This is a genomic window from Streptomyces pyxinicus (assembly GCF_024753135.1).
GTDB lineage: Bacteria > Actinomycetota > Actinomycetes > Streptomycetales > Streptomycetaceae > Streptomyces > Streptomyces pyxinicus.
Map to the genome: position 1 here is coordinate 220,692 of NZ_JANUGP010000006.1, position 16,015 is coordinate 236,706.

Annotated in this window: 9 protein-coding genes and 1 tRNA gene; 9 read left to right on the forward strand and 1 reads right to left on the reverse strand. The window is 70.9% G+C overall.

Annotated elements, in window-relative coordinates:
- The first annotated feature begins 969 nt into the window (after window positions 1-969).
- The 8 genes from dnaN to NX794_RS10925 all read left to right on the forward strand — a co-directional run bounded on the left by dnaN (window position 970) and on the right by NX794_RS10925 (window position 10,927).
- A complete protein-coding gene (dnaN, locus tag NX794_RS10890; RefSeq protein ID WP_258778141.1) occupies window positions 970-2,100 on the forward strand; it encodes a DNA polymerase III subunit beta in 1,131 nt (376 codons plus the stop codon).
- 221 nt (window positions 2,101-2,321) lie between these two features.
- The gene (gene gnd, locus NX794_RS10895) at window positions 2,322-3,200 is read left to right on the forward strand and encodes a phosphogluconate dehydrogenase (NAD(+)-dependent, decarboxylating) (protein WP_258778142.1); all 879 of its coding nucleotides are present in this window, start codon (window positions 2,322-2,324) and stop codon (window positions 3,198-3,200) included.
- A 68-nt stretch (window positions 3,201-3,268) separates the two neighbouring features.
- A complete protein-coding gene (gene recF, locus NX794_RS10900; RefSeq protein ID WP_258778143.1) occupies window positions 3,269-4,390 on the forward strand; it encodes a DNA replication/repair protein RecF in 1,122 nt (373 codons plus the stop codon).
- Window positions 4,387-4,956 (forward strand): DciA family protein, encoded by a 570-nt coding sequence (locus NX794_RS10905; protein ID WP_258778144.1) that lies wholly within the window; start codon window positions 4,387-4,389, stop codon window positions 4,954-4,956. The genes recF and NX794_RS10905 overlap by 4 nt, the downstream gene beginning before the upstream one ends.
- A 373-nt stretch (window positions 4,957-5,329) precedes the next feature.
- The gene (gene gyrB / locus NX794_RS10910; protein WP_309505978.1) at window positions 5,330-7,399 is read left to right on the forward strand and encodes a DNA topoisomerase (ATP-hydrolyzing) subunit B; all 2,070 of its coding nucleotides are present in this window, start codon (window positions 5,330-5,332) and stop codon (window positions 7,397-7,399) included.
- A 42-nt stretch (window positions 7,400-7,441) separates the two neighbouring features.
- On the forward strand, window positions 7,442-10,036 hold the full coding sequence (gyrA, locus tag NX794_RS10915; RefSeq protein WP_258778145.1) for a DNA gyrase subunit A: 2,595 nt from the start codon (window positions 7,442-7,444) through the stop codon (window positions 10,034-10,036).
- A gap of 18 nt (window positions 10,037-10,054) precedes the next feature.
- Complete coding sequence (locus tag NX794_RS10920; protein ID WP_258778146.1) at window positions 10,055-10,765, forward strand: DUF3566 domain-containing protein; 711 nt, start codon at window positions 10,055-10,057, stop codon at window positions 10,763-10,765.
- 88 nt (window positions 10,766-10,853) lie between these two features.
- A tRNA-Ile gene (locus NX794_RS10925) sits at window positions 10,854-10,927 on the forward strand.
- 186 nt (window positions 10,928-11,113) lie between these two features.
- On the opposite strand, the gene NX794_RS10930 is transcribed toward NX794_RS10925, so the two are convergent.
- Window positions 11,114-15,190 (reverse strand): nSTAND1 domain-containing NTPase, encoded by a 4,077-nt coding sequence (locus NX794_RS10930; protein ID WP_258778147.1) that lies wholly within the window; start codon window positions 15,188-15,190, stop codon window positions 11,114-11,116.
- 564 nt (window positions 15,191-15,754) lie between these two features.
- On the opposite strand from NX794_RS10930, the gene NX794_RS10935 reads away from it, so the two are divergent.
- The gene (locus NX794_RS10935; RefSeq protein ID WP_258778148.1) at window positions 15,755-15,943 is read left to right on the forward strand and encodes a ferredoxin; all 189 of its coding nucleotides are present in this window, start codon (window positions 15,755-15,757) and stop codon (window positions 15,941-15,943) included.
- The last annotated feature ends 72 nt before the right edge of the window (window positions 15,944-16,015 follow it).

Consider the following 16,015-nt stretch of genomic DNA (forward strand, 5'->3'; position numbering starts at 1 on the left):
GGCGCCCTCGGGACACGTTCCCGGGGGCGCCCTTCCGCATGATCAGGGGCGCTCCGGCCCGCCCTGAGCGCCTCCCCACGGCAACCCCCGGCCGGCCCCGAACGCCTCCGCACGCCCCCCGACCCGCCCTGAGCGCCTCCCCGCAGCACCCGCGGCCCGGTTTCCGCGCGCCCACAGCCCTGTGGACCGTTTCCTGTTCGCCACCCGGTGTTCGATTTCGTGCCGGGTTACGGCCTCTCTCCACAGATTCGGCGACTTTCTTCCGTCCACATACTGGGGACTGCGAAGTTGTCCCGAGCTGCGTCCACAGGCAGCCTGCTCCTGGGGCGTCCGCCCAGCTCAAGTGCCTGTGGACTCGTGGACGAACGATCTCCACAGGCTGTGGACAAAGCGGAGATCCACACCCTGTGCACGAAGTTGTCCACTGACAACCCACAGGCTGGGGGCGGTTGTCCCCAGTGATCGGCCGCTTCTCCACATGGCTGTCCACTGTTCGGCAACTCGACGCACCCTGTCACCGCGTCGAGTGAAAGGCGTCACACGAAGGTGCCGGGTTGGGGTGTGGGAAACGTGGGTAAACCTGGGGACACAGCTGGGGAGAACTGCCCTCAGGCTGTGGGCGGTGTGTGCAGAACTTTCTGTTCTCCACAGAAGCCCCGGGTTTTCCACCGCCTCCGCCCACAGGGCCGGTGGACAAAATTTGGGCCCTGACCTGCGCAAACGAGGTTATCCACGGTATCCACAGGCCCTACTACTACTCCCGACTAGAGAGAGATCGGGAATCGTTTGGAAGCGGGACCTGTGCACAACTCGGCGCATCGAGCCCGGCTGCCCCTCGGAGCGACTTGACCCCGACGGGCACCTACTGTCAGTGCGGTGCGTCAGACTGGTCCCCGGTGTTCTTCCCTCGGCAAGGGGCGGTGACACCGAGTCGGAGGACTCAGTAGCAACAGCAGGAGGCGGCTTACGGTGAAGATCCGGGTGGAACGCGACGTACTCGCGGAGGCAGTGGCGTGGGCAGCACGCAGCCTCCCGGCCCGTCCGCCGGCGCCTGTCCTCGCCGGCCTGCTGCTGAAGGCCGAGGAAGGCCAGCTGAGCCTGTCGGGCTTCGACTACGAGGTCTCGGCGCGGGTGAACGTCGACGCGGAGGTCGAGGAGGAGGGCACCGTCCTGGTGTCGGGCCGCCTGCTCGCCGACATCTCGCGCGCGCTGCCCAACCGGCCGGTGGAGATTTCCACAGACGGTGTACGGGCGACCGTGGTCTGCGGGTCCTCGCGCTTCACCCTCCACACCCTGCCTGTGGAGGAGTACCCGGCGCTGCCGCAGATGCCGAACGCGACGGGCACCGTCCCCGGCGAGGTCTTCGCCGCCGCCGTGTCCCAGGTGGCCATCGCCGCCGGCCGTGACGACACCCTGCCCGTCCTCACCGGTGTGCGCATCGAGATCGAGGGCGACACGGTCACGCTGGCCTCCACCGACCGCTACCGCTTCGCGGTCCGCGAGTTCCTGTGGAAGCCGGAGAACCCGGAGGCGTCCGCGGTGGCCCTGGTGCCCGCCAAGACGCTGCTGGACACCGCGAAGTCCCTGGGCGCCGGTGACAGCGTGACGCTGGCGCTGTCCGGCTCCGGCGCGGGTGAGGGCCTGATCGGTTTCGAGGGTGCCGGGCGGCGTACCACGACGCGGCTGCTCGAAGGCGACCTGCCGAAGTACCGCACGCTGTTCCCGACCGAGTTCAACTCCGTCGCGGTGATCGAGACCGCGCCGTTCGTGGAGGCCGTCAAGCGCGTGGCGCTGGTGGCCGAGCGCAACACCCCGGTGCGGCTGAGCTTCGAGCAGGGCGTGCTGATCCTGGAGGCGGGCTCCAGCGACGACGCACAGGCTGTGGAAAGGGTCGACGCGCAGCTGGAGGGCGACGACATCTCGATCGCCTTCAACCCCACGTTCCTGCTGGACGGTCTGAGCGCGATCGACTCCCCGGTGGCGCAGCTGTCGTTCACGACGTCCACCAAGCCGGCGCTGCTGAGCGGCAAGCCGGCGCTGGACGCCGAGGCCGACGACGCGTACAAGTACCTGATCATGCCGGTCCGGCTCAGCGGCTGACCGCCGTCCACAGCTGTGCACGGTGCCGGGCGCCCCTGTGGGTGACCGGCACCGCGGCCGGACGAGCCGGGCCGCGCACCGGTTTCGTCGGGTGAAACCGCAGGTCAGCGCCGTCTCGTGTGAGCGCCGATGCCCACAGCTGTGCGCGCCCGGTCGCGACTAGGCTCGGCTCGGCACACCGGTGCCTGTCACGCCACACAGCGACCTAAGGAACACACCAGATGGAGCTCGGTCTCGTCGGACTCGGCAAGATGGGCGGCAACATGCGCGAGCGGATTCGCCGCGCGGGCCACACCGTCGTCGGCTACGACCGCAACGCGGACGTCGCGGATGTCCACAGCCTGGAAGAGCTTGTGGGCAAACTCAGCGCCCCGCGCGTGGTCTGGGTGATGGTCCCGGCCGGCGAGGCCACCCAGTCCACCGTCGACCGGCTCGCCGAGCTGCTGGAGCCCGGGGACGTGGTCGTGGACGGCGGCAACTCGCGCTGGACGGACGACGAGAAGCACGCCGAGCAGCTGGCCGCCAAGGGCATAGGCTTCGTCGACTGCGGCGTCTCCGGCGGCGTCTGGGGCCTGGAGAACGGCTACGCGCTGATGTACGGCGGGGACGCCGAGCACGTCGCCAAGGTGCGGCCGGTCTTCGACGCGCTCAAGCCGGAGGGCGACTTCGGCGCGGTGCACGCCGGCAAGGTCGGCGCGGGCCACTTCGCGAAGATGGTCCACAACGGCATCGAGTACGCGATGATGCAGGCCTACGCCGAGGGCTGGGAGCTGCTGGAGAAGGTCGACTCCGTCACGGACGTCCGCGAGGTGTTCCGGTCGTGGCAGGAGGGCACCGTCATCCGGTCCTGGCTGCTGGACCTGGCCGTCAACGCTCTCGACGAGGACGAGCACCTGGACGGCCTGCGCGGTCACGCACAGGACTCCGGTGAGGGACGCTGGACCGTGGAGGCCGCCATCGACAACGCGGTGCCGCTACCGGCGATCACCGCGTCGCTGTTCGCGCGGTTCGCGTCCCGCCAGGAGGACTCGCCGCAGATGAAGATGATCGCCGCGCTGCGCAACCAGTTCGGCGGTCACGCCGTGGAGAAGAAGGCGTAGCGAAGACGCCGTAGGAAGAAGCAGTCCACAGCACGTCCCGATCCTGGGGAAAGGCCGGCGGAACGACCATGCACGTCACGCATCTCTCGCTGGCCGACTTCCGTTCGTACGCCCGGGCCGAGGTTCCGCTCGACCCGGGCGTCACCGCGTTCGTGGGCCCCAACGGACAGGGCAAGACCAACCTCGTGGAGGCGGTCGGCTATCTCGCCACCCTCGGCAGCCACCGGGTCGCCTCGGACGCCCCCCTGGTGCGGATGGGCGCCGAGCGGGCGGTGATCCGGGCGCAGGTGCGCCAGGGCGAGCGGCAGCAGCTGGTCGAGCTGGAGCTGAACCCCGGCCGCGCGAACCGCGCCCGCGTCAACCGGTCCTCGCAGGGCCGGCCGCGGGATGTGCTGGGGATCGTCCGGACCGTGCTGTTCGCGCCGGAGGACCTCGCCCTGGTGAAGGGGGACCCCGGGGAGCGGCGGCGGTTCCTCGACGAGCTGATCACCGCGCGGGCGCCGCGGATGGCGGGCGTGCGCTCCGACTACGAGCGGGTGCTCAAGCAGCGCAACACCCTGCTGAAGACGGCCGCGCTCGCGCGCCGGCACGGCGGCCGGTCCATGGACCTGTCCACGCTCGACGTGTGGGACCAGCATCTCGCGCGCGCGGGCGCCGAGTTGCTCGCGCAGCGGCTGGACCTGATCGCCGCGCTGCGGCCGCTGGCCGACAAGGCGTACGAGCAGCTCGCCCCGGGCGGGGGCCCGGTCGCGCTGGAGTACAAGCCGTCGGCACCCGGCGAGGCGCAGACGCGCGAGGACCTCTGCGCGCAGCTCATGGCGGCTCTCGCCGAGGCGCGCAAGCAGGAGATCGAGCGGGGCGTGACCCTGGTGGGCCCGCACCGCGACGACCTGCTGCTCAAGCTCGGCCGGCTGCCCGCCAAGGGGTACGCCTCACACGGCGAGTCCTGGTCCTACGCCCTGGCGCTGCGGCTGGCCTCGTACGACCTGCTGCGCGCCGAGGGCAACGAGCCGGTGCTGGTCCTGGACGACGTCTTCGCCGAGCTGGACGCGCGCCGGCGCGAGAGACTGGCCGAACTGGTGGCCCCCGGCGAGCAGGTGCTGGTCACCGCGGCCGTGGACGACGACGTGCCGCACGTGCTGGCGGGCGCCCGGTACGCGGTGGCGGACGGGGCGGTGGAGCGCGTATGAGCACCGGCGAACCCGCCCCGGACGCCCGCGGCGGAAAGGGCACCGGGGAGACCCGCGGCGGCCGGGAGCCCTCCGGTGTCGACCTCGCGCGCGTGGCGTTGCGCGCGGCGAAGGAACAGGCCCGCGCGCGCGGGGACGCGGCGCGGCAGAAGAAGCAGGCGCGGCGCGGCGGCGGGCTGCGCTCCGGGGCGCGGGCCGACGGCCGCGACCCGATGGCGCTGGGCGCGGCGATCAACCGGCTGCTCAACGAGCGCGGCTGGGAGACGCCGGCCGCGGTGGGCGGTGTGATGGGCCGCTGGCCCGAGATCGTCGGCGAGGACCTGGCCAAGCACTGTGTGCCGCAGCGCTACGACGAGGACGAGCGGGTCTTGACCGTGCAGTGTGACTCGACGGCCTGGGCGACCCAGTTGCGGGTACTCGCGCCGACGCTGGTGGCCCGGCTGAACGAGGACCTCGGGCACGGCACGGTGCGGATGATCAAGGTGCTCAATCCGGGCGGTCCGGCCCGTCGCTACGGCCCGCTGCGGGCTCCGGGCAGCTCCGGACCCGGCGATACGTACGGGTGACGTACCTCACGTCGCACGGGTGTCCGGGTGTCCCGTCGTAACCCTGTACGGCGGTGTGGATCAGGGCCGGGCACGCCGTCCGATGCCTTCTGACCCCCCGGTAGCCAAGGGTTGACGGCGCGAAGCGCTGAGTGCCGCTGTGAAGCTCTTGGAGCCCCCATCCGCATATCGGGACCCGGCGGAGACCGGTTCAGGGCGGCACAGTGGGATACAGGTACCGGCAAACCCCCATCGATGTCGGCGCTACCGGTAGACTGGAAGCCAATCCCGCCCCAACGTGGGGACCGCCCGGGAAAAGCTGAGCAACGCTGATCAAGGCTTACCAACGCAACATGCCGCAGCCGCTCCGGCAACCTGCCGGCGAGCCCGGCTCGTGCTGTGCCAGAAAGGGCGCTTCGTGGCCGATTCCGGCAACCCCAACGAGAACAACCCGTCCACCGACGCCGGCGTGAGCGGCGAGGCCGTACCCTCCGCCTCCTACGACGCCAGCGCCATCACCGTGCTCGAAGGGCTGGACGCGGTCCGCAAGCGGCCCGGCATGTACATCGGCTCCACGGGCGAGCGCGGTCTGCACCACCTGGTGTACGAGGTCGTCGACAACTCGGTCGACGAGGCGCTGGCGGGTTACGCGGACACCATCGACGTGACGATTCTCGCCGACGGCGGTGTCCGTGTCGTCGACAACGGCCGCGGCATCCCGGTCGGCATCGTGCCCTCCGAGGGCAAGCCGGCCCTGGAGGTCGTGCTCACCGTGCTGCACGCGGGCGGCAAGTTCGGCGGCGGCGGCTACGCCGTGTCCGGCGGTCTGCACGGTGTCGGTGTCTCCGTGGTGAACGCCCTGTCGTCCAAGGTGTCCGTCGAGGTGCGCACCGACGGGTTCCGCTGGACCCAGGACTACAAGATGGGCGTCCCGACGGCACCGCTGTCCCAGCACGAGGCGATCGAGGAGACCGGCACGTCGGTCACCTTCTGGGCCGACCCGGAGATCTTCGAGACCACCGAGTACTCCTTCGAGACGCTGTCGCGGCGCTTCCAGGAGATGGCGTTCCTCAACAAGGGCCTGACCATCAAGCTGACCGACGAGCGCGAGTCGGCGAAGGCCACCGCCGGGGCGGACGAGGCGGGCGCGGACGAGAAGGACGAGGTCAAGTCCGTCACGTACCACTACGAGGGCGGCATCGTCGACTTCGTGAAGTACCTCAACTCCCGCAAGGGCGAGGCGGTGCACCCCACCGTCATCGACCTGGAGGCCGAGGACAAGGACAAGAGCCTGTCCCTTGAGGTCGCGATGCAGTGGAACAGCGGCTACAGCGAGGGTGTGTACTCCTTCGCCAACATCATCCACACGCATGAGGGCGGTACCCACGAGGAGGGCTTCCGCGCCGCGCTGACCTCGCTGATCAACAAGTACGCGCGCGACAAGAAGCTGCTGCGCGAGAAGGACGACAACCTCACCGGTGACGACATCCGCGAGGGTCTGACCGCGATCATCTCGGTCAAGCTGAGCGAGCCGCAGTTCGAGGGCCAGACCAAGACCAAGCTGGGCAACACGGAGGCCAAGACCTTCGTGCAGAAGGCGGTCTACGAACACCTCAACGACTGGCTGGACCGCAACCCGGTGGAGGCCGCGGACATCATCCGCAAGGGCATCCAGGCGGCCACCGCGCGCGTGGCGGCCCGCAAGGCGCGCGACCTGACCCGCCGCAAGGGCCTGCTGGAGAGCGCGTCCCTGCCGGGCAAGCTGTCGGACTGCCAGTCCAACGACCCCACCAAGTGCGAGATCTTCATCGTCGAGGGTGACTCCGCCGGCGGCTCGGCCAAGTCCGGCCGCAACCCGCAGTACCAGGCGATCCTCCCGATCCGCGGCAAGATCCTCAACGTCGAGAAGGCCCGGATCGACAAGATCCTGCAGAACCAGGAGATCCAGGCGCTGATCTCCGCGTTCGGCACGGGCGTGCACGAGGACTTCGACATCGAGAAGCTCCGCTATCACAAGATCATCCTTATGGCGGACGCCGACGTCGACGGCCAGCACATCAGCACCCTGCTGCTGACCTTCCTGTTCCGCTTCATGCGGCCGCTGGTCGAGGCGGGGCACGTCTACCTGTCCCGTCCCCCGCTGTACAAGATCAAGTGGGGCCGGGACGACGTGGAGTACGCCTACTCGGACCGCGAGCGCGACGCCCTGATCGAGATGGGCCGCCAGCGCGGCAAGCGCGTGCGCGAGGATTCGATCCAGCGCTTCAAGGGCCTCGGCGAGATGAACGCCGAGGAGCTGCGCGTGACCACGATGGACCAGGAGCACCGGGTGCTCGGCCAGGTCACCCTGGACGACGCCGCGCAGGCCGACGACCTGTTCTCGGTCCTGATGGGCGAGGACGTCGAGGCCCGGCGCCAGTTCATCCAGCGCAACGCCAAGGACGTCCGGTTCCTCGACATCTGAGTCGGTCTCAGCTGACCGCACCAGGAAGGATCTTCACCAGCAATGGCCGACGAGAACACCCCTGTCACCCCTGAAGAGGGCGGCGAACTCGTGATGCGTGTCGAGCCCGTCGGGCTCGAGACGGAGATGCAGCGCTCGTACCTCGACTACGCGATGTCCGTCATCGTCTCGCGTGCGCTGCCCGACGTCCGGGACGGCCTCAAGCCCGTCCACCGGCGCGTGCTGTACGCGATGTACGACGGCGGCTACCGCCCCGAGCGCGGTTTCTACAAGTGCGCCCGCGTCGTCGGCGACGTCATGGGCAACTACCACCCGCACGGCGACTCCTCCATCTACGACGCCCTGGTGCGCCTCGCCCAGCCGTGGTCGATGCGGATGCCGCTGGTGGACTCCAACGGCAACTTCGGCTCCCCCGGCAACGACCCGGCGGCGGCCATGCGGTACACCGAGTGCAAGCTCGCGCCGCTGTCGATGGAGATGGTCCGGGACATCGACGAGGAGACCGTCGACTTCACGGACAACTACGACGGCCGCTCCCAGGAGCCGACCGTCCTGCCGGCCCGCTTCCCGAACCTGCTGATCAACGGCTCCGCCGGTATCGCGGTCGGCATGGCGACCAACATCCCGCCGCACAACCTGCGCGAGGTCGCCTCCGGCGCCCAGTGGTACCTGGAGAACCCCGAGGCGTCCCACGAGGAGCTGCTGGACGCTCTCCTGGAGCGCATCAAGGGCCCGGACTTCCCGACCGGCGCCCTGGTGGTCGGCCGCAAGGGCATCGAGGAGGCGTACCGCACCGGGCGCGGCTCCATCACGATGCGCGCGGTGGTCGAGGTCGAGGAGATCCAGGGCCGGCAGTGCCTGGTGGTGACCGAGCTGCCGTACCAGGTGAACCCGGACAACCTGGCGCAGAAGATCGCCGACCTGGTGAAGGACGGCAAGATCGGCGGCATCGCGGACGTCCGCGACGAGACGTCCTCGCGTACCGGCCAGCGCCTGGTGATCGTCCTCAAGCGGGACGCGGTCGCCAAGGTCGTGCTGAACAACCTGTACAAGCACACCGACCTCCAGACCAACTTCGGCGCCAACATGCTGGCGCTGGTCGACGGCGTGCCGCGCACCCTGTCGCTGGACGCGTTCATCCGGCACTGGGTGACGCACCAGATCGAGGTCATCGTCCGCCGGACCCGGTTCCGGCTGCGCAAGGCCGAGGAGCGCGCGCACATCCTGCGCGGTCTGCTCAAGGCCCTGGACGCCATCGACGAGGTCATCGCGCTGATCCGGCGCAGTGAGACCGTCGACGTCGCCCGCGGCGGCCTGATGGAGCTGCTGGAGATCGACGAGATCCAGGCCAACGCCATCCTGGAGATGCAGCTGCGCCGGCTGGCCGCCCTGGAGCGCCAGAAGATCGTCCAGGAGCACGACGAACTCCAGGCGAAGATCAACGAGTACAACCAGATCCTCGCCTCGCCGGTCCGGCAGCGCGGGATCGTCAGCGAGGAACTGGCAGCGATCGTCGAGAAGTACGGCGACGACCGCCAGACCAAGCTGATCCCGTACGAGGGCGACATGTCCATCGAGGACCTGATCGCCGAGGAGGACATCGTCGTCACCGTCTCGCGCGGCGGTTACGTCAAGCGGACGAAGACGGACGACTACCGGGCGCAGAAGCGCGGCGGCAAGGGCGTGCGCGGCACGAAGCTGAAGGAAGACGACATCGTCGACCACTTCTTCGTCTCCACCACGCACCACTGGCTGCTGTTCTTCACGAACAAGGGCCGGGTGTACCGGGCCAAGGCGTACGAGCTGCCCGAGGCGGGCCGGGAGGCGCGCGGCCAGCACGTGGCGAACCTGCTGGCCTTCCAGCCGGACGAGGCGATCGCGGAGATCCTCGCGATCCGTGACTACGAGGCGGCGCCGTACCTGGTGCTGGCGACCAAGTCGGGTCTGGTCAAGAAGACGCCACTGAAGGATTACGATTCGCCCCGCTCCGGCGGCGTCATCGCGATCAACCTGCGCGAGCGGGAGGACGGGACCGACGACGAACTGATCGGTGCCGAACTCGTCTCGGCCGACGACGACCTGCTGCTGATCAGCAGGAAGGCGCAGTCGATCCGGTTCACCGCGTCGGACGACACCCTGCGTCCGATGGGGCGTGCCACCTCGGGCGTCAAGGGGATGAGTTTCCGTGAGAGCGACGAGCTTCTCTCGATGAATGTCGTCCGACCCGGTACGTTCGTCTTCACTGCGACGGACGGCGGGTACGCGAAGCGGACCGCTGTCGACGAGTACCGCGTCCAGGGTCGCGGCGGCCTCGGTATCAAGGCCGCCAAGATCGTGGAGGACCGTGGCTCGCTCGTCGGCGCGCTGGTTGTCGAGGAGACCGACGAGATCCTCGCCATCACCCTGTCCGGCGGTGTGATTCGTACGCGAGTCAACGGGGTCAGGGAGACGGGCCGTGACACCATGGGCGTCCAACTGATCAACCTGGGCAAGCGCGATGCCGTGGTCGGTATCGCACGTAACGCCGAGGCCGGACGCGAGGCGGAGGAAGTCGACGGCGACGTGGCCGTGGACGGGGCCGCCGAGGGTGCCGAGACCGCCGGCACGGACGAGGGTGAGGCGCCCTCGGCCGAGTAGCACGAGGAGAGAGTCATCGTGAGCGGAGCCACGGGCGCCGGATCGGCCGGTACCTCCACGGGTACGGAGACGGACGGCGGCGGCCGTGGCTCCGCCGCGCATGCGGGGGATCCGCACGACCCGCAGACGACGAATCTGAAGCCGGTCAAGGCTTCCGCGGCGGAGGACTCCCAGGGGGGAACCGTGAGGGACACGCGAGGCCAGACGGACGGGACGCGGCCCGGCTCCCCGCTGCCCGGTGAGCGCCGTCCGGAGCAGCCGGCCGGCCCGTACCACCCGCCGCAGGCCTACCCGGCGCAGGCCCAGACGGGCGCGGTACGGCGGCCCCGGACCGGCGCCGGGGCGCGGACCGCTCCGCGCACCCGCAAGGCGCGGCTGCGGGTGTCGAAGGCCGACCCGTGGTCGGTGATGAAGGTCAGCTTCCTGCTCTCCATCGCGCTCGGCGTCTGCACGATCGTCGCCTCGGCGGTGCTGTGGATGGTGCTGGACGCGATGGGCGTTTTCTCCACCGTGGGCGGCACGATCTCGGAGGCGACCGGCTCCAACGAGGCCAACGGCTTCGACCTCCAGTCCTTCCTCTCGCTCCCCCACGTCCTGATGTTCGCGACGATCATCGCGGTCATCGACGTCGTCCTCGCGACCGCGCTCGCCACCCTGGGCGCGTTCATCTACAACCTCTCCGCGGGCTTCGTCGGCGGTGTGGAACTGACCCTCGCCGAGGACGAGTGACGGCCCCCGGCAACCGATTTTGGGACTGACGTGGTCGTGCGCTAATCTTCAGGAGTCAGCGCGCGGGACATACACCGCAGAGCGCGGCGGGGCTATAGCTCAGTTGGTTAGAGCGCATCCCTGATAAGGATGAGGCCACAGGTTCAAATCCTGTTAGCCCCACAGAACGAAGACCCCCGGTCCGGATGGATCGGGGGTCTTTTGTTTCACGTGAAACGTGATCACGGCATGAGAAAAGACCCGACCGCTGGCGACGGGGGATGCACCAGCGATCGGGCCATGGCCAAGGGTAACAAGGTTGGGCGGGTTGTGGGGCCAAGTCGGCCGGTAATCACGAAGGTTGGCCGGTCAGGGGGTGCATGGGGGGTCGTAGGAGAGGCGGGGGAGGTACTCGTGCCACTTCTGGGGGGTCAGGACGCCCCGGGTGACCTGGCAGATGTGCTGGATCGCCGCGTCGGAGTCAAGGCGCCACAGCCGGACGGTGTCGGCGCCGCTGGAGACGCCCAGGACATGGCTGTTGGGGCTGAACGTCAGGAAGTTGCCCGTCTTGGCGTTCGGGCTCATCGACTGGCCGATCGCGGTCGCCGCGCCGGGATCCGTGACGTTCCACAGGCGCACGGTGTTGTCGCTGCCCCCGCTGGCCAGGGTGTGTCCGTCCGCGCTGAACGTCAGTGAGGTCACCGCCTCGGTGTGGCCGGTGAGCGCCTTGCCGAGCGTGGCCGCGGCGGCCGGGTCGGTGACGTTCCACAGCTGGACCGTGTCGTCATCGCTGCCGCTGGCCAGGGTGTGCCCGTCCGGGCTGTAGGCGAGCGCGTTGACGGGACCGGAGTGGCGGTCCAGCGGTGCGCCGAGCGGTGTGGGACGGGCCGGGTCGGTGACCTTCCACAACCGGATGGTGCTGTCCGCGCTGCCGCTGGCCAGGGTGCGGCCGTCCGGGCTGAACGTGAGGGTGTTGACGTAGCCGCGGTGGCCGGTGAGCGGCTTGCCGAGCGGGGCCGGGCGCGCGGGGTCGGAGACGTCCCAGAGCCGGATGGTGCGGTCGTCGTAGGCCGTGGCCAGGGTGTGTCCGTCCGGGCTGTAGGCCAGTGCGTCCGGGCCCATGAACCGGGTGCGCAGGGTCAGCGGTGGCCCTGCGGGGACCGGGTGCGCGGGGTCGGAGACGTCCCACAGGTACACGGCCCGGACCCCGGTGAGGACGGCGAGGGTGTGGCCGTCGGGGGAGAACAGCAGGGATCGCTGGTCGCCGTCCGCGCGCATGAAGGGCTTGCCCAGCGGCACGGGCCGGCCGGGACGCGTCACGTTCCACAGCCGCAGCCTGCCGTCCCGCGCGGCCGTGGCCAGCACCCGCCCGTCCGGCCGGAAGGCCCCGCTGCGGCCGACCATGTCCGAGGTCGGGACCGACCAGAGCCGCACCTTGCTGTCGCCGCTGCCGGTGGCCAGCGTCCGGCCGTCGGGGCTGAACCCCAGCGCGTACATCTCCCCGCTGCTGCCCGCGAGAGGCTCCCCCACCTGGGACGGGGCCGCCGGGTCGGTCACGTTCCACAGGCTCGCCGTGCTGTCCGCGCTCGCGGCGGCGAGCCTGCCGCCGTCCGGGCTGAACGCCACCGACCACACCGGACCGGTGTGCCCGGTCAGCGGCGCGCCGAGCGCGGCCGGCCGGTCCGGGTCGGCGACGTCCCACATCCTGACGGTGTCGTCCGCGCTGCCGCTGGCCAGCGTCCGGCCGTCGGGGCTGAACGCCACCGAGTGCACGAGGTCGGTGTGGCCCCGCAGCACCGCGCGGACCGGCTCGGGGCGGTCGGGATCGGCCGTGTGCCACAGCCGGATGGTGCCGTCGTCACCGCCCGCCGCCAGTGTCCGCCCGTCCGGGGCGAACGCCACCGAACGCACCGCCGCGGTGTGGCCGCGCAGTACCTTGAGGGCCTTCGCCCGGTGCGGGTCGGCGACGTTCCACAGCCGGACGGTGTGGTCCTCGCCGGCCGAGGCGAGGGTGCGGCCGTCCGGGCTGAAGGCGACCAGGTAGATGGTGCCGGTGTGCCCGGTCAGCGGCTTGCCGAGTGGCACCGGGTGCGCCCGGTCGGTCACGTCCCACAGCCGGACCGTGCCGTCGTCGCCCGCGCTGGCGAGCGTGTGCCCGTCCGGGCTGAACACCGCGCTGCTCACCCAGCTGGTGTGCCCGGTCAGCGGCTTGCCGAGGGCCTTGGGGCGGCTGGGGTCGGCCACGTTCCACAGCCGGACGGTGCGGTCGTAGCTGGCCGTGGCCAGGGTCTTGCCGTCCGGGCTGAAGGTGGTGAGGTAGACCGCGCCGGTGTGTCCGGACAGCGGGGTGGCCAGCGGGGCGTTGACGATCGAGATCAGCCTGCTGTACGTGCCCTCGTCCCCCGGGCGCAGCCGGTGCGCGACCAGGTCGAGCTGCGCGGCCAGCGAGGGGTCGGTGCGCTCCACCCGGTCCGCCTCGGCGAGGACCTGCGCGAACACGGCGTCGTCCCGCTGCTGCCAGGCGATCACCGCCGAACCGCCGGCCACCAGGGCCAGGACGACCAGCGTCGCGACCGCCGCCCGGCTGATCCACACCGTGCGCTTGCGCAGCCGTACCGAGGCGGCCAGGAACTCGACCGCGCTGCGGGTCAGGAAGGTGTCCCCGGCCGATCTGGCCCAGGTGCGAGCCTGTTCCAGCCGGGAGCCGCGGTACAGCAGCGAGGTGTCGCGGTCGGAGTCCTCCCAGGCCCGGCCGTCCTCCTCCAGGCGCTGGCGCAGCAGATGGTCGTTGCGGTTGTCGTCGATCCAGTGCCGCAGCCGGGGCCAGGCGTGCAGCAGCGCCTCGTGGGTGATCTCCACGGTGTCCGCGTCGAGCGTGACGAGCCGGGCCCGTACCAGCGCTTCCAGGGATTCCTCGGTCTTGTCCGGGTCCGAGGACTCGTCCGCGAGCTGCCGCCGGGTGCCGCGCCGCCGGGTGGCCTGGGTGTCCTCGCCGAGGCGGACCAGACGCAGCAGGAGCAGCCGGGCGGCGGTGCGGGCGGCCGGGTCGAGGCCGGACCAGGCGCGTTCGGCGGTCGCCGCCACCGCGCCCTGGATGCCGCCCGCCGCGCGGTAGCCGGCCAGTGTCAGCCGGCCGGCCTTGCGGCGCTGCCAGGTGGCCAGCAGGGCGTGCGACAGCAGGGGCAGCACGCCCGCGTCGTGCGCGCCGCGCGGGCCGTCGGCGCTCACCTCGCGCACGATCAGCTCGGCGAGCCCCGGTTCCAGCTCCAGGCCCACCGCCTTGGCCGGGCCGGTCACCGCGTCCCGCAGCTCGGCGCTGGTCAGCGGGCCGAGGACCATGTGCCGGTGCTGAAGGGCGTCGGCCAGTTCGCGGTAGCCGAGGCACTGCTCGTAGAAGTCGGCGCGGATGCCGAGGACGACCAGTGCGGGGGCGCCGGCGGTGCTGCCGGGGGGCGGGGTGCAGGCGGCGGCCAGGAGCTGTATGAAGGTGCGGCGGTCGGCCTCGTCGGCGCAGAGGGTGAACGCCTCCTCGAACTGGTCCACGATCACGACCGGCCGCTCGCCGGGGGCGCCGTCACGCCGGGCACACGCGGCGACGGCCTCCCGCACGGCCCGGGCGAGCCCGAGGGCGTCCGAGCCGGGCGCCGCGGGGTTCCCGGTGGCCTCCCGCTCGGCCCGGCGCGCGTCGGCGACGACGGGGGCGAGATCCGGTATGCGGCGGACCAGTTCCCCCAGGGGATCGGCGCCGGGGACCAGTTGGAGGACGGGGAGCTGCTCGGCGGGGGAGTCGGAGGGGTCGGCGGTGAACGCCGTCATGCCGGTCGCGGGGCCGGCGAGCGCGCCGTCCCGCAGGGCGGGCACCAGACCCGCGTTCAGGAGGGAGGATTTGCCGGCCCCGGAGGCGCCCACCAGCATCACCAGGCCGCCGGTCCGCCCGGCGCCCCGCAACTGGTCGACGAGGGCGTTCGTGCTGCGCTCCCGGCCGAAGAACCAGCGCGCGTCCTCCCGCCGGTACGGAGCGAGTCCCCGGTACGGGCACACGCCCCCGGTGACGGGCGGGGCCTGGTCCGGCGGCTCCTTCTCCTCCTGCTCGGGCGGGTCCGGCCGGTCGCCCACCGGTCCGGACAGCGCGCGCTCCCACAGCCGTTGCCAGTGACCGAGGTCGTACAGTCCGCCGGAGACCGGGGTGGGCCGCAGCCGCCGCGCCTCCGGGATCAGGATGTGCAGCACCGCCGCGAGGGCGGTGAACTGGGCCGGTACGTTCCGGGCCCGGCGCCAGTCGCTGATCCGCTGCGCGGACACCCGTACCGGCCGGCCGCGCTCGTCGACCCGCTGGAGCCGGACGACCGCCTCGGCGACGCTCTTGAGGGGCGGGTTGCCGGCCTCCCGGTACAGCAGCGCGAGACGCTCGGCGAAGGCTGTGCGTGCCCCTGAGTCGGAACTCAAGGTCCCACCCCTTTACTTCCCCCCGCATCTGGACGTCCGGACCGGAAAACTCACCTTATACGGCTGACCTGCGGAGAACGCCCTGTCCGGAGACCGGAACCTCCTCGCCGGGGGCGACAGATGGCAGGATCCGAACCGGGTAGCGGACTCGTCACGCACCGTCCGGACAGGCCACCGGCACAGTGCTCGGAGAGACGGCCCACGGCAGCGAACGTTCTCGGTCAACTTCTGCCGCGACCACGCGAGCGGATCCGGCCGGGGCGGAGAGCGGTGATCACGTACACGCCCGAGCCGGCGAGCGTCTCGTCCGGCTCCCTACTTCGACCCGTGCCGGCGCGCCGACAGGGTGCGGGTCGAACATCCCCTGTGCCGTTCGGTACCGGTCCCCACGAGGGGAGGGACCGGTGCCGGGCGGACAGGGGCTCTGCGTCCGTGCCCCGTCGGCGGCGCGTCCTCCGCCTCCCGCCGGTTCAGCGGCCGCCCCGGCGGGCAGTGACGTCCTGGAGGTCACCGAGTCGACCCGGCCGGACGGTCATGGCGGGGTCGCTGACGGCTGGAGGACGCATGAAGGTCTCTGTCGACCGCAGCCTGTGCTACGGCTCCGCCGAGTGCGCGTACCGGGTGCCGGCGGTGTTCGCCTTCGAGGACGGCTACGGCGTCGTACGGCCCGGACAGGAAGGGGCCGGGGAGGATCCGGAGGTGGCGGAGGCGGCGGAGAAGTGTCCTTCGCAGGCGATCGTGTTCGCGGAGTAGGGCGCTGACGGGGGCGGAGCGCTGACGGGGCGGAGCGCTCGTGCCGGTGGGACGGCACCCGGACAACGGGTG

Bases quoted from the DNA above. Each gene is read 5' to 3' on its own strand.
- gnd (WP_258778142.1), top strand. From the start codon at position 2,322: ATGGAGCTCGGTCTCGTCGGACTCGGCAAGATGGGCGGCAACATGCGC.
- recF (WP_258778143.1), top strand. From the start codon at position 3,269: ATGCACGTCACGCATCTCTCGCTGGCCGACTTCCGTTCGTACGCCCGG.
- NX794_RS10905 (WP_258778144.1), top strand. From the start codon at position 4,387: ATGAGCACCGGCGAACCCGCCCCGGACGCCCGCGGCGGAAAGGGCACC.
- gyrA (WP_258778145.1), top strand. From the start codon at position 7,442: ATGGCCGACGAGAACACCCCTGTCACCCCTGAAGAGGGCGGCGAACTC.
- NX794_RS10935 (WP_258778148.1), top strand. From the start codon at position 15,755: ATGAAGGTCTCTGTCGACCGCAGCCTGTGCTACGGCTCCGCCGAGTGC.